18 protein-coding genes and 1 pseudogene are annotated in these 17,922 nt (G+C 73.4%); 10 read left to right on the forward strand and 9 right to left on the reverse strand.

All coding sequences use genetic code 11. The annotated features are described in order from the left end of the window. Positions 1-139 precede the first annotated feature (139 nt). The 3 genes from ACZ6CZ_RS15190 (at position 140) to ACZ6CZ_RS15200 (ending at position 2,515) form a co-directional block, all read left to right on the forward strand. Complete coding sequence (locus ACZ6CZ_RS15190) at positions 140-1,165, forward strand: 6-phosphofructokinase (RefSeq protein WP_469020020.1); 1,026 nt, start codon at positions 140-142, stop codon at positions 1,163-1,165. 105 nt (positions 1,166-1,270) lie between these two features. Beyond that, a complete protein-coding gene (locus ACZ6CZ_RS15195; RefSeq protein WP_469020023.1) occupies positions 1,271-2,221 on the forward strand; it encodes a cytochrome c oxidase assembly protein in 951 nt (316 codons plus the stop codon). A 123-nt stretch (positions 2,222-2,344) separates the two neighbouring features. Next, entirely contained in the window at positions 2,345-2,515 is a 171-nt protein-coding gene (locus tag ACZ6CZ_RS15200; protein ID WP_469020026.1) for a hypothetical protein, read from the forward strand. Between the two features lie 22 nt (positions 2,516-2,537). Here the strand turns inward: ACZ6CZ_RS15200 and ACZ6CZ_RS15205 are convergent, their stop codons facing one another. From ACZ6CZ_RS15205 to ACZ6CZ_RS15220, 4 genes are read right to left on the reverse strand one after another with little or no spacing between them, the layout of a single operon-like run. Further along, positions 2,538-3,743 (reverse strand): sensor histidine kinase, encoded by a 1,206-nt coding sequence (locus ACZ6CZ_RS15205; RefSeq protein ID WP_469020028.1) that lies wholly within the window; start codon positions 3,741-3,743, stop codon positions 2,538-2,540. A gap of 55 nt (positions 3,744-3,798) precedes the next feature. Beyond that, positions 3,799-5,511, reverse strand: coding sequence for a sodium/solute symporter (locus ACZ6CZ_RS15210; RefSeq protein ID WP_469020031.1), 1,713 nt, complete (start codon positions 5,509-5,511; stop codon positions 3,799-3,801). Then, complete coding sequence (locus ACZ6CZ_RS15215) at positions 5,508-5,876, reverse strand: hypothetical protein (RefSeq protein WP_469020035.1); 369 nt, start codon at positions 5,874-5,876, stop codon at positions 5,508-5,510. The genes ACZ6CZ_RS15210 and ACZ6CZ_RS15215 overlap by 4 nt, the downstream gene beginning before the upstream one ends. Continuing rightward, positions 5,873-6,628 (reverse strand): LytR/AlgR family response regulator transcription factor, encoded by a 756-nt coding sequence (locus ACZ6CZ_RS15220; RefSeq protein WP_469020040.1) that lies wholly within the window; start codon positions 6,626-6,628, stop codon positions 5,873-5,875. The genes ACZ6CZ_RS15215 and ACZ6CZ_RS15220 overlap by 4 nt, the downstream gene beginning before the upstream one ends. A 121-nt stretch (positions 6,629-6,749) precedes the next feature. Between ACZ6CZ_RS15220 and ACZ6CZ_RS15225 the strand changes: the two genes are divergently transcribed. The 3 genes from ACZ6CZ_RS15225 to rocD all read left to right on the forward strand — a co-directional run bounded on the left by ACZ6CZ_RS15225 (position 6,750) and on the right by rocD (position 9,451). Beyond that, positions 6,750-7,235, forward strand: a complete 486-nt coding sequence (locus ACZ6CZ_RS15225; RefSeq protein WP_469020043.1) for an Lrp/AsnC family transcriptional regulator — start codon at positions 6,750-6,752, stop codon at positions 7,233-7,235. A 153-nt stretch (positions 7,236-7,388) separates the two neighbouring features. Continuing rightward, the gene (gene ddaH, locus ACZ6CZ_RS15230) at positions 7,389-8,198 is read left to right on the forward strand and encodes a dimethylargininase (protein ID WP_469020049.1); all 810 of its coding nucleotides are present in this window, start codon (positions 7,389-7,391) and stop codon (positions 8,196-8,198) included. Beyond that, positions 8,198-9,451 carry an ornithine--oxo-acid transaminase gene (gene rocD, locus ACZ6CZ_RS15235; protein ID WP_469020052.1) on the forward strand — a complete coding sequence of 418 codons (1,254 nt, stop codon included), beginning with the start codon at positions 8,198-8,200 and terminating at the stop codon, positions 9,449-9,451. The genes ddaH and rocD overlap by 1 nt, the downstream gene beginning before the upstream one ends. 77 nt (positions 9,452-9,528) lie before the next feature. Here rocD and ACZ6CZ_RS15240 read toward each other — a convergent pair whose 3' ends face one another. After that, positions 9,529-10,887: a beta-1,3-glucanase family protein gene (locus ACZ6CZ_RS15240; RefSeq protein WP_469020054.1), complete on the reverse strand. Its 1,359-nt coding sequence runs from the start codon at positions 10,885-10,887 to the stop codon at positions 9,529-9,531. Positions 10,888-11,157: 270 nt separating this feature from the next. On the opposite strand from ACZ6CZ_RS15240, the gene ACZ6CZ_RS15245 reads away from it, so the two are divergent. The 4 genes and pseudogenes from ACZ6CZ_RS15245 to ACZ6CZ_RS15260 all read left to right on the forward strand — a co-directional run bounded on the left by ACZ6CZ_RS15245 (position 11,158) and on the right by ACZ6CZ_RS15260 (position 13,857). Then, a complete protein-coding gene (locus ACZ6CZ_RS15245) occupies positions 11,158-12,528 on the forward strand; it encodes a lectin (RefSeq protein WP_469020058.1) in 1,371 nt (456 codons plus the stop codon). A 251-nt stretch (positions 12,529-12,779) separates the two neighbouring features. Next, positions 12,780-13,505, forward strand: a complete 726-nt coding sequence (locus ACZ6CZ_RS15250) for a lysophospholipid acyltransferase family protein (protein WP_469020063.1) — start codon at positions 12,780-12,782, stop codon at positions 13,503-13,505. A 75-nt stretch (positions 13,506-13,580) separates the two neighbouring features. Beyond that, positions 13,581-13,718: pseudogene (locus ACZ6CZ_RS15255) on the forward strand (NAD-dependent epimerase/dehydratase family protein); the annotation flags it as partial. Next, positions 13,708-13,857, forward strand: a complete 150-nt coding sequence (locus tag ACZ6CZ_RS15260; RefSeq protein ID WP_469020566.1) for a hypothetical protein — start codon at positions 13,708-13,710, stop codon at positions 13,855-13,857. The pseudogene ACZ6CZ_RS15255 and the gene ACZ6CZ_RS15260, both read left to right, overlap by 11 nt. Positions 13,858-13,914: 57 nt before the next feature. On the opposite strand, the gene ACZ6CZ_RS15265 is transcribed toward ACZ6CZ_RS15260, so the two are convergent. The 4 genes from ACZ6CZ_RS15265 to ACZ6CZ_RS15280 all read right to left on the reverse strand — a co-directional run bounded on the left by ACZ6CZ_RS15265 (position 13,915) and on the right by ACZ6CZ_RS15280 (position 17,918). Further along, positions 13,915-15,510 carry an alpha/beta hydrolase gene (locus ACZ6CZ_RS15265; RefSeq protein WP_469020069.1) on the reverse strand — a complete coding sequence of 532 codons (1,596 nt, stop codon included), beginning with the start codon at positions 15,508-15,510 and terminating at the stop codon, positions 13,915-13,917. A gap of 172 nt (positions 15,511-15,682) precedes the next feature. Continuing rightward, positions 15,683-16,444 (reverse strand): urease accessory protein UreD, encoded by a 762-nt coding sequence (locus ACZ6CZ_RS15270; RefSeq protein ID WP_469020549.1) that lies wholly within the window; start codon positions 16,442-16,444, stop codon positions 15,683-15,685. Beyond that, a complete protein-coding gene (ureG, locus tag ACZ6CZ_RS15275; RefSeq protein ID WP_469020076.1) occupies positions 16,441-17,133 on the reverse strand; it encodes an urease accessory protein UreG in 693 nt (230 codons plus the stop codon). Before ureG ends, ACZ6CZ_RS15270 begins: the two co-directional genes overlap by 4 nt. Before the next feature lie 110 nt (positions 17,134-17,243). Continuing rightward, complete coding sequence (locus ACZ6CZ_RS15280) at positions 17,244-17,918, reverse strand: urease accessory protein UreF (RefSeq protein ID WP_469020080.1); 675 nt, start codon at positions 17,916-17,918, stop codon at positions 17,244-17,246. Positions 17,919-17,922: the final 4 nt, after the last annotated feature.

A 17,922-nucleotide genomic window follows, 5' to 3' on the forward strand; every position in this document is an offset into this window, starting at 1 on the left:
CTCTGCCGCTCACATGGGCGGACGCGTCCAGCAGGCGGACGCCCGGTACGGAGCCACCCCCACACGCCGGTAGGGTGGCCGGGTTCCAGCCGGACAGCGTGGTCCGGTCCCCGGCCCACGTCGAGAAGGTTTTCGGGCTATGCGCATTGGTGTCCTCACGTCCGGCGGCGACTGCCCCGGCCTGAACGCCGTCATCCGGTCCGTCGTGCACCGTGCCGTCGCCGACCACGGCGACGAGGTCATCGGCTTCCGGGACGGCTGGAAAGGTCTCCTTGAGTGCGACTACCTCAAGCTCGACCTCGACGCCGTGGGCGGCATCCTCGCCCGTGGCGGAACGATCCTCGGTTCCTCCCGGGTCCGCCCGGAGCACCTGCGCGACGGGGTGGAGCGGGCGCGCGGCCACGTCGCCGAGCTGGGTCTCGACGCGATCATCCCGATCGGCGGTGAGGGCACGCTGAAGGCGGCCCGGCTGCTGTCGGACAACCGCCTGCCGATCGTCGGTGTGCCGAAGACGATCGACAACGACATCGCGGGCACGGACGTCACCTTCGGCTTCGACACGGCCGTCACCGTGGCGACCGAGGCCCTGGACCGGCTGAAGACCACCGCCGAGTCGCACCAGCGGGTGCTGATCGTGGAGGTCATGGGCCGGCACACCGGCTGGATCGCGCTGCACTCGGGCATGGCGGCCGGCGCCCACGCCATCGTCGTACCGGAGCGGCCGTTCGACATCGACGAGCTGACCGCGAAGGTCGGCGCGCGGTTCGAGGCGGGCAAGCGGTTCGCGATCGTGGTCGCCGCGGAGGGCGCCAAGCCGAAGCCCGGCTCGATGAACTTCGACGAGGGCGGCAAGGACGTCTACGGCCACGAGCGCTTCGCCGGCATCGCCCGCCAGCTCTCCGTGGAGTTGGAGCAGCGCCTCGGCAAGGAGGCACGGCCGGTCATCCTCGGCCATGTGCAGCGCGGCGGCACGCCGACCGCGTACGACCGGGTGCTGGCGACCCGGTTCGGCTGGCACGCGGTGGAGGCCGTGCACCGCGGCGAGTTCGGCCGGATGACCGCGCTGCGCGGCACGGACATCGTGATGGTGCCGCTGGCGGAGGCCGTGGAGACGCTGAAGACGGTGCCGCAGGAGCGGTACGAAGAGGCGGAGTGCGTGCTGTAGGACCGCCCCGCGCGAAGCCGCCCCCGGTCACCGCCGTGACCGGGGGCGGCTCTAGTCTTGGGGGCGGACAGACACGTACAACCCCCACGAATCAGGAGCCGGCGGATGGATCACAGCGGGCACGGCACGATGACGGATCTGCCGCCGTTCACGCTGGGGCGAGGGCTGGTGTGGTCCGCGGACCCGTTCTTCCTGGTCGCCTGTCTGGTCGGTCTCGGCCTGTACGCCTGGGGTGTGGTGCGGCTGCGGCGGCGCGGTGACGCCTGGCCGGTGGGCCGCACGGTGTCGTACACCGCCGGCGTGCTGACCGTGGCGCTGATGATGTGCACCCGGCTCAACGACTACGGCATGGTCATGTTCAGCGTGCACATGGTGCAGCACATGGTGATCAGCATGCTGTCGCCGATCCTGGTGCTGCTGGGCGCGCCGGTCACGCTGGCCCTGCGGGCGCTGCCGGCCGCGGGCCGGGGCCGCACGGGGCCGCGGGAGCTGCTGCTGGCCCTGCTGCACAGCCGCTACATGCGGATCGTCACGCACCCGGCGTTCACGATCCCGCTGTTCATCGCGAGCCTGTACGCGCTGTACTTCACGCCGATCTTCGACTTCCTGATGGGGTCCAGGACCGGACACCTGGCGATGATGGTGCACTTCCTCGCCGTGGGCGTGGTGTTCTTCTGGCCCATCATCGGCGTCGATCCGGGCCCGCACCGGCCGGGGTACCTGATGCGGATGCTGGAGCTGTTCGCGGGCATGCCGTTCCACGCGTTCTTCGGCATCGCGCTGATGATGGCGTCGACGCCGATGGTGGAGACGTTCCGCGACCCGCCCGGCTCGCTGGGCATCGACGCGCTCACCGACCAGAACGCGGCCGGCGGCATCGCCTGGGGGTTCAGCGAGATCCCGTCCGTGCTCGTGCTGGTCGCCCTGCTGTTCCAGTGGTACCGCTCCGAGCAGCGGCAGGCCCGGCGCACCGACCGGGCCGCCGACCGCGACGGCGACCGGGAGCTGGAGGCGTACAACGCCTACCTCGCCTCCCTCAACGCCCGCGAGGGCTGAGCGCCCCGCTGACCGGCCGGTCGCGAGCTGTCTCACCCGTCCGGTGCCGTGCGGGCGCGGATCGGGGCACCATAAGGGGGGACGCACCCTGCGGAGGGTGCCGTCCTTGAGGAGGGTGTCGCGATGCCCGGTTCGACGGACGGATCGACCAGGACCATGGGGGTGCTCACCCTCGGCGGCCTGGTGGCGGTCACCGCCTACACGGTGGCGCTCGGCAGCAACGGCTGGCTGTGGTTCGGCTGGGTGGTGCTGGGCCTGATCACGCTGGCCATGGTGATGACCCGGACGACCTGAGCCGGCCGCCCCCCCCGGCCCGTCAGCCCGGTGCGAGCCGGGTGCCGGAGTGCACGCCGGGCTGGTACTTGGGGAGCCGGACGGTGATCCGCATGCCCGCGCCGACCGCGGTCTCGATGACGAGGCCGTGGTCGTCGCCGTACACCTGGCGCAGCCGGTCGTCGACGTTGGACAGGCCGATGCCGCCCGAGGGGCTGGCCTCGCCGGCGAGGATGCGGCGCAGCTGGCCGGGGTCCATTCCGGCGCCGTCGTCCTCGATGACGACCACGGCCTCGGCGCCCGCGTCCCGCGCGGTGATCTCGATGTGGCAGGTGCCCGCCTTGCCCTCCAGACCGTGCTTGACGGCGTTCTCGACCAGCGGCTGGAGGCACAGGAAGGGCAGCGCGACCGGCAGTGCCTCGGGCGCGATCTGGAGGGTGACGGCGAGACGGTCGCCGAAGCGGGCGCGGACCAGGGCCAGGTAGTGGTCGATGGCGTGCAGTTCGTCGGCGAGGGTGGTGAAGTCGCCGTGCCTGCGGAACGAGTAGCGGGTGAAGTCGGCGAACTCCAGCAGCAGCTCGCGGGCGCGCTCGGGGTCGGTGCGCACGAACGAGGCGATCACCGCGAGCGAGTTGAAGATGAAGTGCGGGGAGATCTGTGCGCGCAGGGCCCTGACCTCGGCCTCGATCAGCTTCGTCCGGGACCGGTCGAGGTCGGCCAGCTCCAGCTGGACGCTCACCCAGCGGGCCACCTCACCGGCCGCCCGGGCCAGCACGGCGGACTCGCGCGGGGCGCAGGCGACGAGCGCGCCGTGCACCCGGTCGTCGACGGTGAGCGGGGCGACCACCGCCCAGCGGGCCGGGCAGTCGGGGTCGGCGCAGGCCAGCGGGAACGCCTCGCCGCGGCCGGTGTCCAGCGGGGCGGCGAGCCGGTCCATGATCTCCGCGCGGTGGTGGCCGCCCACGCCGTCCCAGACCAGCACCTCCTCGCGGTCGGTCAGGCACAGCGCGTCCGTGCCGAGCAGGGTGCGCAGCCGGCGCGCCGACTTCCGGGCGGTCTCCTCCGTCAGGCCCGCCCGCAGCGGGGGCGCGGCGAGGGAGGCGGTGTGCAGGGTCTGGAAGGTGGCGTGCTCGACGGGCGTGCCGAGCCCGCCGAGGCTGCGCGGCCGTGCGGTGCGCCGGCCGAGCCAGAATCCCGCGGCGAGCAGCGGCAGCACGGCGACGCACAGGCCCGCGAGGAACCCGGTCACGCGGCCGCCCGGGCGGGCTCGGGGAGCGCGGGGGGCGAGGGTGCGCGCCGGGGTGTCACGCCGGTACCTCCGCGCGCAGTTCCTCCGGGAGGTGGAAGCGGGCCAGGATCGCGGCCGTGCCGGGCGGCACCCGGGCGGGGGTCGCCAGGGACACCACGACCATGGTGAGGAAGCCGAGCGGCACCGACCACAGCGCCGGCCAGGCGAGCAGGGCGTGCAGCGGGCCGGTACCCGGCAGGCCCGCCATGGTCGCGGCGACCGCGAGGAAGGCGCAGCCACCGCCCACCAGCATGCCGGCGGCCGCGCCGGGCGGGGTCAGCCCGCGCCACCAGATGCCGAGGACGAGCAGCGGGCAGAAGGACGACGCCGAGACGGCGAAGGCGAGCCCGACGGCGTCGGCGACCGGCATCCCGCCGACCACCGCGCAGGCCGCGAGCGGCACCGCCATGGCCAGCACCGTGCCGAGCCGGAAGTGCCGTACGCCGCGTGCGGGCAGCACGTCCTGGGCGAGGACGCCGGCGACCGCCATGGTCAGCCCCGACGCGGTGGACAGGAACGCGGCGAAGGCACCGCCCGCCACCAGCGCCCCGAGCAGATCGCCGCCGAGCCCGCCGACCAGCCGGTCCGGCAGCAGCAGGACGGCCGCGTCGGCGTCGCCGGTGAGGGCCAGGTCGGGGGTGTAGAGGCGGGCGAGGGCGCCGTAGGCGGGCGGCAGCAGGTAGAACGCGCCGATCAGGGCCAGCACGGCGACCGTGGTGCGGCGGGCGGCGACCCCGTGCGGGCTGGTGTAGAAGCGGACCACGACGTGCGGCAGGCCCATCGTGCCGAGGAAGGTGGCGAGGATCAGGCCGTACGTGGCGTACAGCGGGCGTTCCTCGCGGGCCGCGGCGAGCGAGGTGGACATGCCGCCGCCCGTGCCCCGGTCGGCGGCCGGGACGGGAGCGCCCGCGGCGAAGGCCAGGCGGGTGCCGGCGGCGACGCGGTGGGTGCCGGCGGGCAGCCGCAGCCGGGTGCCGTCGTGCGGGCGGCCGTCGACGGTGCCGGTCACGTCCACGGTCAGCGGGCGGTCCAGGCGCAGGTCGACGGTGTCCTGGACGCGGACGGCACGGCGTTCGCGGAAGGCGGCCGGTTCGTCGAAGGCGTGCCGGGGCGCGCCGTCGCCCTGCCAGGCGAGGACCAGGAACAGCGCGGGCACCAGCAGGGCGGTGAGCTTGAGCCAGTACTGGAAGGCCTGCACGAAGGTGATGCTGCGCATGCCGCCCGCGGCGACGGTGGCCACCACCACGACGGCGACGACGATCCCGCCGAGCGGGCCGGGGGCGCCGGTGAGGACGGCCAGGGTCAGTCCGGCGCCCTGGAGCTGGGGCAGCAGGTAGAGCCAGCCGACGCCGACGACGAAGGCGCCCGCGAGCCGGCGCACCGCCCGGGAGGCCAGCCGGGCCTCGGCGAAGTCGGGCAGGGTGTACGCGCCGGAGCGGCGCAGCGGGGCGGCGACGAACAGCAGCAGCACCAGGTAGCCGGCGGTGTAGCCGACCGGGTACCAGAGCATGTCGGGGCCCTGGACGAGGACCAGCCCGGCGATGCCCAGGAAGGAGGCGGCGGACAGGTACTCGCCGCTGATGGCGGCCGCGTTGAGCCGGGGGCCGACGGTGCGCGAGGCGACGTAGAAGTCGGAGGTGGTCCGGGAGATGCGCAGGCCGAAGGCGCCGACGAGCACGGTCGCCACGACGACGAGGGCGACGGCGGGCACCGAGAAGTTCGGGTTCACCGGTCCTCGACCAGCCGGACGAAGTCGCGTTCGTTGCGTTCGGCGCGGCGCACGTACCAGCGGGCGAGCAGGATCAGCGGGCCGTAGAGGCAGCAGCCGAGCACCAGCCACTCCAGCCGGCGGGCCTCGGGGGCGGCGGCGAAGACCAGCGGGAGCGGGCCGACGAGCAGCACGAGGACCGCGAGGACGGCGAGGGCGGCGCGCAGCTGGGTGCGCATGAGGGAGCGGACGTAGGTGTGTCCCAGGGGGGTCTGCTCGTCGATCTCGGTGCGCGGGCGGTGGTGGCCCGGGGTCCGCCGGGTGCGGCGGGGCGGTCCGGTGACGGTGACGCGGCGTTCGGCGGGCCCGGCGGGCTGTCCCCTCATCCGGCGCTCCGGCGCAGCAGCAGGTCGCGCAGCTCGCGGGTGTGGCGCCGGCTGACCTGGAGTTCCTCGCCGCCGATGAGGACGCTCACGGTGCCCGCGTCCAGGCGGAGTTCGCCGATGTGGCGCAGGGCGACAAGGTGGCGGCGGTGGATGCGGACGAAGCCGCGGGCGCGCCAGCGGTCCTCCAGGGTGGACAGCGGGATGCGCACGAGGTGGCTGCCGCGGTCGGTGTGCAGGCGGGCGTAGTCGCCGCGGGCCTCGACGTGCGTGATGTCGTCGACGGCCACGAAGCGGGTGACGCCGCCGAGTTCGACGGGGAGGTGGTCGGGGTCGGGTTCGTGCACGGGTATCGGCGGTGCGGCGCCGCGCAGTTCGGCGGCCCGCCGGACGGCCTCCGCCAGGCGCTCCTTGCGGACCGGTTTGAGGACGTAGTCGACGGCCTTCAGGTCGAAGGCGCGGACCGCGAAGTCCTCGTGCGCGGTGACGAACACGACCAGCGGGGGCCGGGCGAAGCCGGTGAGCAGCCGGGCCAGCTCCAGGCCGTCGAGGCCGGGCATCTGGACGTCGAGGAAGACGACGTCGACGGCCTCGGGACCGGCCGGCCCGGACTCCAGGGCGCGGGTGATGCGGCGCAGGGCCTCGGTGGCGTCCCCGGCGCCCTCGACGCTGCCGACGCGTGGGTCGGCGCCGAGCAGGTAGAGGAGTTCCTCCAGCGAGGGGCGTTCGTCGTCGACGGCGAGGGCGCGCAGCATGAGGCTGGAGTGTAGGAGCAATCGGCGGCGCGGGACATGGCGCTGCACGGGTACCGGCCCTGCGCCACGCGGCCGGCGGCACGGTCCGGGTGCGGGCGCCGGCGCTGGATACAGTGCCCGCATGAACAGCAGGGCCGCCCCTTTCGACGACCTCGACCGGAAGATCGTCACCGCGCTGATGGCGAACGCCAGGACCAGTTTCGCCGAGATCGGCGCGGCCGTCGGGCTGTCGTCCACGGCGGTGAAACGGCGGGTGGACCGGCTGCGGGAGGCGGGTGTGATCACCGGGTTCACGGCGACGGTGCGGCCGTCGGCGCTGGGCTGGCGCACGGAGGCGTACGTGGAGGTGTACTGCGAGGGCGCGGCCCCGCCCCGGCGCCTGGCCGAGGTGGTGCGCAACCATCCGGAGATCACGGCGGCGATGACGGTGACGGGCGGCGCGGACGCGCTGCTGCACGTGCGGGCGCGGGACGTGGAGCACTTCGAGGAGGTGCTGGAGCGCATCCGCGCCGAACCGTTCATCCGGAAGACGATCAGCGTGATGGTGCTGTCCCATCTCCTCCCGGAAAGCCCGGAGGCGGGCGCGACGCACCCGGCGCCGGAGTAAACCTCGCGGCGCGCAGCACTGCTGCGTCGTCGCCGCGGACAACGCAGCGATCATGCGCACACGCGCAGCTCTGCGTCCTTGTCGGCCGTCGTCACCGCTTCCTACGGTGGTGGCACCCTCAGTGACACCGCAGGAAAGCGGAGGAACCCCTCTGTGCCCGACACCCGTGTGCCGCGCCCCCGGCGCTTCCTCGTCTGCGAACCCAGACACTTCGCCGTGCAGTACGCGATCAATCCCTGGATGCGTCCCGACACCCCCGTCGACGTCGACCTCGCCCGGGAGCAGTGGCAGGCGCTGATCCGCGCCTACCGCGCCCATGGGCACACCGTCGACACCCTCGATCCGGTGCCCGGCCTGCCGGACATGGTCTTCGCCGCGAACTCGGCGTTCGTCGTCGGCGGCCGCGTCTTCGGCTCCCTGTTCCACGCCCCCGAGCGGCGCCCCGAGTCGGTCCACTACGACACCTGGTTCACCCGGGCGGGCTACACCGTGCACCGCCCCGCGTCGGTCTCCGAGGGCGAGGGCGACCTGGTGTGGACCGGGCGGTACGTGCTCGCCGGCACGGGATTCCGCACCACCCGGGAGGCCCACCGGGAACTGCAGGAGTTCCTCGGCCACCCGGTGATCAGCCTGACGCTGGTGGACCCGTACTTCTACCACCTGGACACGGCGCTGTTCGTCCTCGACGACGACAACATCGTCTACTACCCGGAGGCGTTCACCCCCGGCAGCCGCGAGGTGCTCGCCCGGCTGTACCCGGACGCGGTGCTCGCCGGCCGCGAGGACGCGATGACGTTCGGCCTCAACTCCGTGTCCGACGGCCGCCATGTCTTCATCGCACCCCGGGCCGAGGCGCTCGCCGCCCGGCTCACCGACCACGGCTACGTCCCCGTCCCCGTCGACCTCTCCGAGTTCCACAAGGCCGGCGGCGGCATCAAGTGCTGCACCCAGGAGATCCGCTGATGACCGCACCCGCCCGCTCCCGCACCTCCGCCGACCTGATCCGCGCGGAGGAACCGGTCCTCGCGCACAACTACCACCCGCTGCCGGTGGTGGTGGCGCGCGCCGAGGGCACCTGGGTGGAGGACGTCGAGGGCCGCCGCTACCTCGACCTGCTGGCCGGCTACTCCGCCCTCAACTTCGGCCACCGCCACCCGGCGCTCATCGAGGCCGCGCACCGCCAGCTGGACCGGCTGACGCTCACCTCGCGGGCGTTCCACCACGACCGGCTCGCCGGGTTCGCCGAGCGGCTCGCCGCGCTGACCGGCCTCGACATGGTGCTGCCGATGAACACCGGCGCGGAAGCGGTGGAGAGCGGCATCAAGGTCGCGCGGAAGTGGGCGTACGACGTCAAGGGCGTCCCCGCCGACCGGGCCACCATCGTCGTGGCGGCGGACAACTTCCACGGCCGGACGACGACGATCGTCAGCTTCTCCACCGACGAGACGGCCCGGGCGGGCTTCGGCCCGTTCACGCCCGGCTTCCGGATCGTGCCGTACAACGACCTCGCCGCGCTGGAGGCGGCGGTCGACGAGACGACGGCGGCGGTGCTGCTCGAACCGATCCAGGGCGAGGCGGGCGTCGTCATCCCCGACGACGGCTATCTGGCCGGGGTGCGGGAGCTGACCCGCCGCGCGGGCTGTCTGTTCGTCGCGGACGAGATCCAGTCGGGCCTGGGCCGCACCGGCCGCACCCTGGCCGTCGAGCACGAGGACGTCGTCCCGGACGTGCTGCTGCTGGGCAAGGCGCTGGGCGGCGGGATCGTGCCGGTGTCGGCGGTGGTGGCCCGGCGGGAGGTGCTGGGTGTGCTGCGGCCGGGCGAGCACGGGTCGACGTTCGGCGGCAACCCGCTGGCGGCGGCGGTCGGCACGGCGGTGGTCGAGCTGCTGGAGACCGGTGAGTTCCAGCGCCGGGCGGCCGAACTGGGCGTGATCCTGCGGGACGGGCTGACCGCGCTGACCGGCCGGGGCGTGGTCGGCTTCCGCTCGCGCGGTCTGTGGGCGGGCGTGGACGTGGACCCGGCCCTCGGCACCGGCCGGGAGGTCAGCGCGCGGCTCATGGAGGAGGGGGTCCTGGTCAAGGACACCCACGGCTCCACCATCCGGCTGGCGCCGCCGCTGACCATCACCGCCGACGAGCTGCGCTCCGCGCTGGGCGCGCTGGAGAAGGTGCTCGGTGAGGCGGACAAGGGGGACGGGGTGAGCGGGGGGAGCTGAGACACGGTCCGTGCGGGGCCGGCGACACCGTCCGGTGCGCCGGCCCCGCGGTCAGCCTCGCGGCCCCGGTGGGGTCGTCACCAGCCGACGGCGACCAGCAGCCACTGCGGGCTGCCGTGGGACACGAAGGAGGACTGACCCGCCACGTCGTCGTAGGGGAAGCCGTACGCGAGGTGGTTGATGGCGTTGTCGTGCCAGAACTTGGCGTAGTAGTTCGCCGGGGCGGCCTTGTAGTACTGGCTCGGGTCGGCCTGCTGGGAGGCCGGCAGCGTGGCCACGTGACGGTTGAGGGCCGCGCACATGTCCGGGTTGCCGGCCAGGGAGGCGGCGCAGCCGAAGATGTCGGAGGTGGCCGCGTTCACGCCGACGGACTGGGCGTAGGAGGTGAAGTAGCCGGCGTTGGCCCCGCCCGCTCGGAAGCTCGGGTCGCTGCCGGGGGCGATGATGCGATACGGGGCCTGGGTCTGGGCCAGCACCTTGAACTGGGACGGGACCGCGTCGGTGAAGCGCTGGAACGTGGTGGCGCGGTCCTCGGCGAAGGTCTGCCGGTTCTCGCCCACCTCGACGTCGTAGCCGTCCTTGGCGTGCAGCCGCATGGCGAGTTTCAGGCCGAAGGCGTCGACGCGTGTGGTGTTGCCGTTGAAGACGTTGTTGCCGACCGTGAACTCGATGAAGTCGTAGTAGGGACTGTTGGGCGAGCCCAGGTAGAAGTACATGCGGCCCGCGGAGTTCGCCGGCATGTCGAGGTAGGGCTGTTCGGCGATGGAGTGCGTCTGGCCGTTGAAGCTCCAGTAGACCTGGCTGTCGGGGTACTTGCCGTTGGTGCGGTTGAGGATCTTCACCTCTACGGCGTTCTGCGCGGGCGGGATGTCGCTGGTGCCGCCCCAGAAGTCGTCCGGCGGGGTGGTGCCGCCGCCGGGACCGTAGACCTGGAACTCCCAGAGGGAGTAGCCGTACGGGGTGGCCCGGGCGGTCCCGTAGAGGCGCACGTACCGGCCGCTGCCGGTGACGGTCAGGTTCTGGGTGCCGCCGGTGGCGTTCGTGGTCGAATAGGCCGTCGTCCAGGTGGCCCCGTCGGTGGAGGTCTGCAGCTGGTAGGCCTTGGCGTAGGCGGCTTCCCAGGTGAGCGTGACGCGAGTGATCTGCTGGACGGAGCCGAGGTCCACCTGGAGCCATTGGGGATCGGCGAAGGCCGAGGACCAGCGGGTGCCGGAGTTGCCGTCGACAGCCGCGGTCGCGGGGAAGGACGCGTTCTCGGTGGAGGACGCGGTGGCGGGGCGCCCTTGGGACAGCAACTGGTCGGCGGCCCGTGCGGGCGAGGGCGTCACGGCGAGGAAGCAGGCCGCGATCAGGGCGATCACCAGGACCGCCACCGTGCGGGGGCGCGCCGGGCGGGCTGCCGGTCTGCGCCTGAGCGCAGGGGAGGAAGACTGCATGGGGGATCTCCGGATGCCGGGTGGGCGGGCGTGAGGGCTGGCGGAGCAGCAGGGGCGAGAGCGCTCTCAGGGTTTGTACTCCGACCTCTACCAGGCGTCAACAACTCGGCGGGCGGACGGACTTACTTCCTGCACGTCTTACTTCATGGCTTGACGGAACTGGTCCGTACCTTTAGTTTCTCCGGGCGACCCCACTCCCCCCATGCGCTCGGCCGTTCGCGAGGCGAACGCGGCCCGAGCACCCCACCCCCCACGGAAGGCCGCCCCGCCATGGCCAGAGCCAGGTACTTCCCCGCATGCGCCGCCCTGTCGGTCTCCGCGCTCACCCTGTCCGCCGCGCTGCTCAGCGCTTCACCCGCCCAGGCCGCCACCGGCGCCATCACGGGCCTCGCCGGCAAGTGCCTCGACGTCGCCGGCGCCAACTCCGCGGACGGCACACCCGTCCAGCTCTACGACTGCAACGGCACCGGCGCCCAGCAGTGGACGGTCGGCGGCGACGGCACGATCCGCGCCCTCGGCAAGTGCCTCGACGTCACCGGCAACGCGACCGCCGACGGTGCCAAGGCGCAGCTGTGGACCTGTACCGGCGGCCCCAACCAGAAGTGGACCGTCAGCGCCGCCCACGACATCGTCAACCCGCAGGCCGACAAGTGCCTGGACGTCACCGACAACAACTCCGCCAACGGCAGCCGCGTACAGATCTGGACCTGCGGCGGCGGCGCCAACCAGAAGTGGAACGCCCCCGCCTCGGACACCACCCCGGCGCCCGCCGCGCCGATGGCCGTGGCACCGTACCTCTACAACGGCTGGGGCAGCCCGCCCAGCCCGACCACGATCACCAACGCCACCGGCGTGAAGTGGTTCACCCTCGCCTTCGTGCTCAGCAACGGTTACTGCAACCCGCAGTGGGACGGCAGCCGCCCGCTGACCGGCGGGGTCGACCAGCAGACGGTCGCCACCGTGCGGGCCAACGGCGGTGACGTGATCCCGTCCTTCGGCGGCTACAGCGGCAACAAGCTGGAGAGCTCCTGCTCCAGCGCGGGCGAACTCGCCGGCGCCTACCAGAAGGTCGTCAACGCCTACGGTCTGAAGGCGATCGACATCGACCTCGAGGCCGACGCCTACGGCAACGCCACCGTGCAGCAGCGCACCGTGGACGCGCTGAAGACGGTGAAGGCCAACAACCCCGGCCTGAAGGTGTACATCACCATCGGCACCGGGCAGTCCGGCCCGGACACCGGCCTCATCAACCGGGCCGCCGCGTCCGGGCTGAGCGTCGACGCCTGGGCCATCATGCCGTTCGACTTCGGCGGCGCCGGACAGAACATGGGCAACCTCACCACGCAGGCCGCCGAGGGCCTGAAGAACGCGCTCAAGAACGCCTACCACTACAGCGACGACCAGGCCTACCGCGACATGGGCATCTCGTCCATGAACGGAATCACCGACAACAACGAGACCGTCACGGTGAACGACTTCCGCACCATCCTCGCCTACGCCCAGCAGCACCACCTGGCCCGGCTGACCTTCTGGTCCGCCAACCGCGACCGCCCGTGCACCGGCGGCCCGGCCGACAGCTGCTCCGGCGTCTCCCAGTCCAACTGGGACTACACGCGGGTCTTCGCCTCCTACACAGGCTGACACCCCGGCCGTCCCGACCTCCGCAGCCCGTCCGGGCACCGGTGGCGGTCAGAGATCCGGCCCCGTCCGGCGACGCCGGACGGGGCCGGATCTCTGACGTGCCCTCAGCCGACTCGGCGCCGGGGCAGCATAGGACCGCCCGAACACGGTTACAGATGACGGCAGGCGCACATCGGTCCACGCCCGTGATCCCCGTGTCGGCCTGGGGAAACGCCGGTCTCCTACGGAGCCGGTCGAGTGAGGAGAGAGCCGTGTTCTACTACCTGCTCAAGTACGTCCTCCTGGGGCCCCTGCTGAGGCTGCTGTTCCGCCCCCGGATCGAAGGGCTGGAGCACGTCCCCGCGACGGGCCCCGCCATCGTCGCGGGCAACCACCTGTCGTTCTCCGACCACTTCCTGATGCCGGCGATCCTGAGGCGCCGGATCACCTTCCTCGCCAAGGCCGAGTACTTCACCGGCCCGGGGATCAAGGGCCGGCTGACCGCGTTCTTCTTCCGGGGGGCCGGGCAGATCCCGGTGGACCGGTCGGGCAAGGACGCGGGCCGGGCGGCGATCCGCGAGGGCCTGTGCGTGCTGGACAAGGGCGAGCTGCTCGGCATCTATCCCGAGGGCACCCGCTCCCACGACGGCCGGCTGTACAAGGGCAAGGTCGGCGTCGCCGTGATGGCCCTGAAGGCCGGCGTCCCGGTCGTGCCCTGCGCGATGATCGGCACGTTCGAGGCGCAGCCGCCCGGCAAGGTCGTCCCGCACATCCGCCGCGTCGGCATCCGCTTCGGCGAGCCCCTCGACTTCTCCCGCTATGCCGGCATGGAAGGCGAGAAGACCGTCCTGCGTGCCGTCACCGACGAGATCATGTACGCCGTCCTGGCGCTGTCCGGGCAGGAGTACGTGGACCGGTACGCGGCCGACGTCAAGGCGGAGCAGGCGGCGGCCAAGGGCGCGCGGGAACGCCGGTTCCCCCGGACCCCCCTCGGCTGACCCGGGGCCCGTGCGGCCCCGGCCGTCGGCAGAACAGCCCCGGCCCCCGGGAGGCGGTCACCGTACGGTCGGCGCATGAGGCGCGCTGTGGTGATCGGGGCGACCGGACAGGTGGGGCGGCCGGTGGTGGACGCGCTGGTGCGGGACGGCCGGGAGGTGACGGCGGCGTCGCGGAGCGGGGGCCGGGACGCGGCGTGGGGTCGTGTCGTACGCCCGCGGCCTGCCGCAGACCGTGGACTGGCCGCGCGGTGAACTCACCGCCCGGGACCGGCGCTCCCGCTTCCCGGTGCCGGCGCGCGCCTGTCCCGCCCTCGTCGACTACGCGGCCGAGGACGCCTGGCCGGGGGCATGAGGAAGGGGCGGCCGTGGAGCACGGCCGCCCCTTCCTCACCGCTTGCGGACCGGCCGGTTACGGCTGGGGCGTCGCGTGCGGCGCGCAGGTCACGTCGGCGGTGTCCAGCTTGCCGGTGAGCAGGTAGGTGTCCACCCGCTCGTTGATGCACGGGTTCACCAGACCGGTGACGCCGTGCGAACCCGCGCCCTGCTCGGTGATCAGGCGGGAGCCCTTGAAACGGCGGTGCAGGTCGACGGCGCCCGGGTACGGCGTGGCGGCGTCCCGGGTGGACTGCACGATCAGCACCGGCGGCAGGCCCCGGTGCGTCCCGACCTCCACGGGCGACTGCTGCCTGACCGGCCAGGTGGCGCAGGGCAGGTTCAGCCAGGCGTTGGCCCAGGTCATGAACGGGTAGTCCCGGTTGAGCCGGGTGTTGTCGCGGTCCCAGGTGCGCCAGTCGGTGGGCCACTTGGCGTCGGTGCACTCGACGGCGGTGTAGACGGCGTTGCCGTTCTCCGCGGAGATGTTGCCCGCCGTGTCCGACAGGTCGGGAGCGGCGGCGTCGACCAGGGCCTGGGTGTCGCCGGCGACGTACTTGGCGAACACGGTGGCGACCGGCACCCACGAGGAGTCGTAGTACGGGGCGCTCTGGAAGAAGGAGATCAGCTCGGCCGGGCCGACGACCCCGCCGATCGGGCTCTGCTTCGCGGTGGCGCGCAGCCGCAGCCACTGGGCCTGGACGGCGGCGCGGGTGGTGCCGAGGTGGAAGGCGGCGTCGTTCTTCGCGACCCAGTCCTCCCAGTCCTTCCAGCGGCCCTCGAAGGCGACGTCCTGGTCCAGGTTGGCCTCGTACCAGATCTTCTCGCGCGAGGGGTCGACGACGCTGTCGACGATCATGCGGCGGACGTGACCCGGGAACAGGGTGCCGTAGACGGCGCCCAGGTAGGTGCCGTAGGAGACGCCGAGGTAGTTGAGCTTCTTCTCGCCCAGCGCCGCCCGGATGACGTCCAGGTCACGGGCGCTGTTGGGCGTGGTCATCTGCGCCAGCATCGCGCCGCTGCGCTCGTGGCAGCCGTCGGCGTACTCGCGGGCGAGCTTGCGCTGCGCGCGCTTGTCGGCCTCGGTGTCGGGGACCGGGTCGGCCTTGGGCGCCTTGACGAACTCCTGCGGGTCGACGCAGGAGATGGGGGCGGAGTGGCCGACGCCGCGCGGGTCGAAGCCCACGAAGTCGTAGGCCTTGGCCGCGTTCGCCCACAGGGCGTTCTTGGTGGTGACCCGGCGCGGGAAGCGCATGCCGGAGGCGCCCGGACCGCCGGGGTTGTAGACCAGGGCGCCCTGGCGCTCGCCCGCGGTCCCGGTGCTGCCGACGCGGTCCACGGCGAGCTTGATCTGCTTGCCGTTCGGGTGGGCGTAGTCCAGGGGTACCGAGACCCAGCCGCACTGGATGGGCTTCTCCAGTCCCCAGTCGGCCGGGCAGTCCTGCCAGTCGATCCCGGCCCGGGCGGCCCGGGCGGCGGCGACCTCGGCGCCCCGGGCTTCGCGGTCCCGGCCGTGCCGGCTGTCCGCGCTGGCCGCGGGCGCCGTCACCGCGCCGGCTATCAGCGTGGCCGTGACCAGCGCTCCCGCCGAACCGAGCGCCAGCAGGCGGCTTTTCGGTCTGTTGTCCCTCAAGTGGGCTCTCCCCGTACGTCGTTGCGAATGGCCAGGGGGCATCCTCGCGGCTGTGAGCCGCCTGAGAACAGGGGTCGTGGCCCTTCTTTGCCAATCCGATAAGCGGACGGTCGGGTACCGCTGAGCGGAGTGCCGCGGAGTGCCGCGGAGCGCCTCGGATCACCGGCCCGGATCACCCGCCCAACTGTGCCAGTGCCTCGTCCAGGGCGCGGCGCAGCCGCAGGGCGTCGGGTGCCACGCCGCTCACCAGCACGGCGGGCCCCGCGAGCGGCATGACCGAGACGGACTCCCCCAGCATCCGCGCCGCCACCGGCTCACCTGAGAACTCGGGCCGCAGGACGAGCAGTTGCCCGACGGCCCGGTGTCCCGCGAGCACGGCGGGACCGTCCCAGCCGCCCGGCGCGCCGGGCCCGCAGGCCAGCTCCTGGTCCAGCACGGTCCGTCCGCCGACCCGCACGGTGAGCCTGCCGGCGAGCCGCCCGGGCTGCTCCCCGGCCCGGCCCAGCACCTGTTCCTCGCGCAGCACCAGCCGCGCCGCCGGGCCGGCCTCGACGCGGGTGACGACCTTCAGGTCGCTCCCGGCCGCGCAGATCAACTGCTCAGGCAGCCAGTGCAGTTCGCCGCCGTCCGCCACGGTGAGCCGTACGTCGTAGCGGGCGCCGCCCTTGGCCTGGCCCGGCAGCGCGATGGTGGCGGCCGCCGACCCGACGTGCAGCCGGGCGCCCGGTCCGGCCTCGGCCTCCAGGGTGAAGCGGTCGCCGCCGAGCGGGCCGCTCATCGCCCCGACGACCATGACCCGTGCCTCGCCACCGGTGGCCCGGGTGCGGCGCGGCGCCAGCGGGCCGGCGCCGTCCAGCACGGGCAGCGCCGTACCGCCGCGTCCGTCGGCCCGGGCGACGATCCGGGCACTCGCCCGTACCCCGGTGGCCGTCATGCCGTCCACGCGGCGAGCCGCTCCCGCACCCAGGCGGCCACGTCGGCGACGGTGCCCCCGCCGCGCAGCGACTGGAGGACGACGGGCAGTTCGGCGCGCTGCGCCTTGGCGTCGGCGGCCATCCGGGCGAGGTCGGAGCCGACGTACGGCGCGAGGTCGGTCTTGTTGACGACGAGCAGGTCGGCGGTGGTCACGCCGGGGCCGCCCTTGCGCGGGATGTCGTCGCCGCCGGCCACGTCGATGACGAAGATCTGCGCGTCCACCAGGCCCTTGGAGAAGGTCGCGGTGAGGTTGTCCCCGCCGGACTCGACGAGGATGAGGTCCAGCGGTCCGACGGCGTCCTCGAGGTCCTCCACCGCTTCGAGGTTGGCGGAGATGTCGTCCCGGATCGCGGTGTGCGGGCAGGCTCCCGTCTCCACGGCCGTGATCCGCTCCGGGGGCAGGACGGCCTCCCGCAGCAGGAACTCGGCGTCCTCCCGGGTGTAGATGTCGTTCGTGACGACCGCGAGGGACAGCTCCTCGCGCAGGGCGCGGCAGAGGGCGGCGACGGTCGCGGTCTTCCCGGAACCCACGGGGCCGCCGAGCCCGATACGGAGGGCGCGGCGGGAACCGTCGGGACGGCGCGCGTCCGCGCCGACGGCGGCGGGGCCGTGGGGGTGGGCGGTGGTGTGGCTGTGGTCGAGGTGCATGTACGGCTCCTGACGGCGGGGGGAGTCACGGGGACGCGAAGGTGAGGGGGTGAGAGATGGCGGACCCTGGTGGAGGGCGGGGTGGGTGGGCACCGGGAGGCGGCGCCCCCTTACGAGGCGAACAGCCGTACGGGCCAGTCGGCGTGCCACTGCGCGCCGATCTCCAGCAGGGGCGCCGAGGCGGCCGGCAGTGCGTCGAGGTCGCCGTCGGCCGCCTCCCGCGCCGCCTCCACCGCCCGGTCCGCCACCAGGTCCAGCTCCGGGGCCAGCCGGGCCAGCACGGCGGTGGCGTCGAACGGATCGAGGCTCAGCAGCCGCACGGTGGCCGTCGCCGGGCCGCTCACGCTCTCGTACACGGCGCAGTGGGCGGCATCCTGCGGCCCGAGTCCGGCCGCCCGGGCGGCGAGCCCGAGCACCACCGGCTGATGCGCGCCCTTGGGGAACGCCCGACCCAGCGCCTCGAGTTCGGCCGACGGCCACGCGGTGCGGGCGGCCCGCAGCAGCTGCCGTCCGAGCCGGCGCGCGGCGGCCCGCAGGGCGGGTGACGGGGTCCGCGCGTCCGCCGCCGCGTCCAGCTCCGCCGGGGAGGCGCCGAGTGCGGCGGCCGCGGCCAGCGCCGCGGCGACCAGACCGGCCGTGTGCAGCCGTCCCCGGCAGAACTCCTCCAGGCTCGCGGCCCCGGTGATCCGTCCCGCCCTGACCGCGGCCTCGGCCCCGCCGGAGTGCGCGTGCCCTCCGGCGGGGAAGCGGCCGTCGGCCAGGACGAGCAGCGCCGCGCGTGTCATCGCC

The sequence above is a fragment of the Streptomyces sp. NPDC041135 genome, assembly GCF_055592085.1.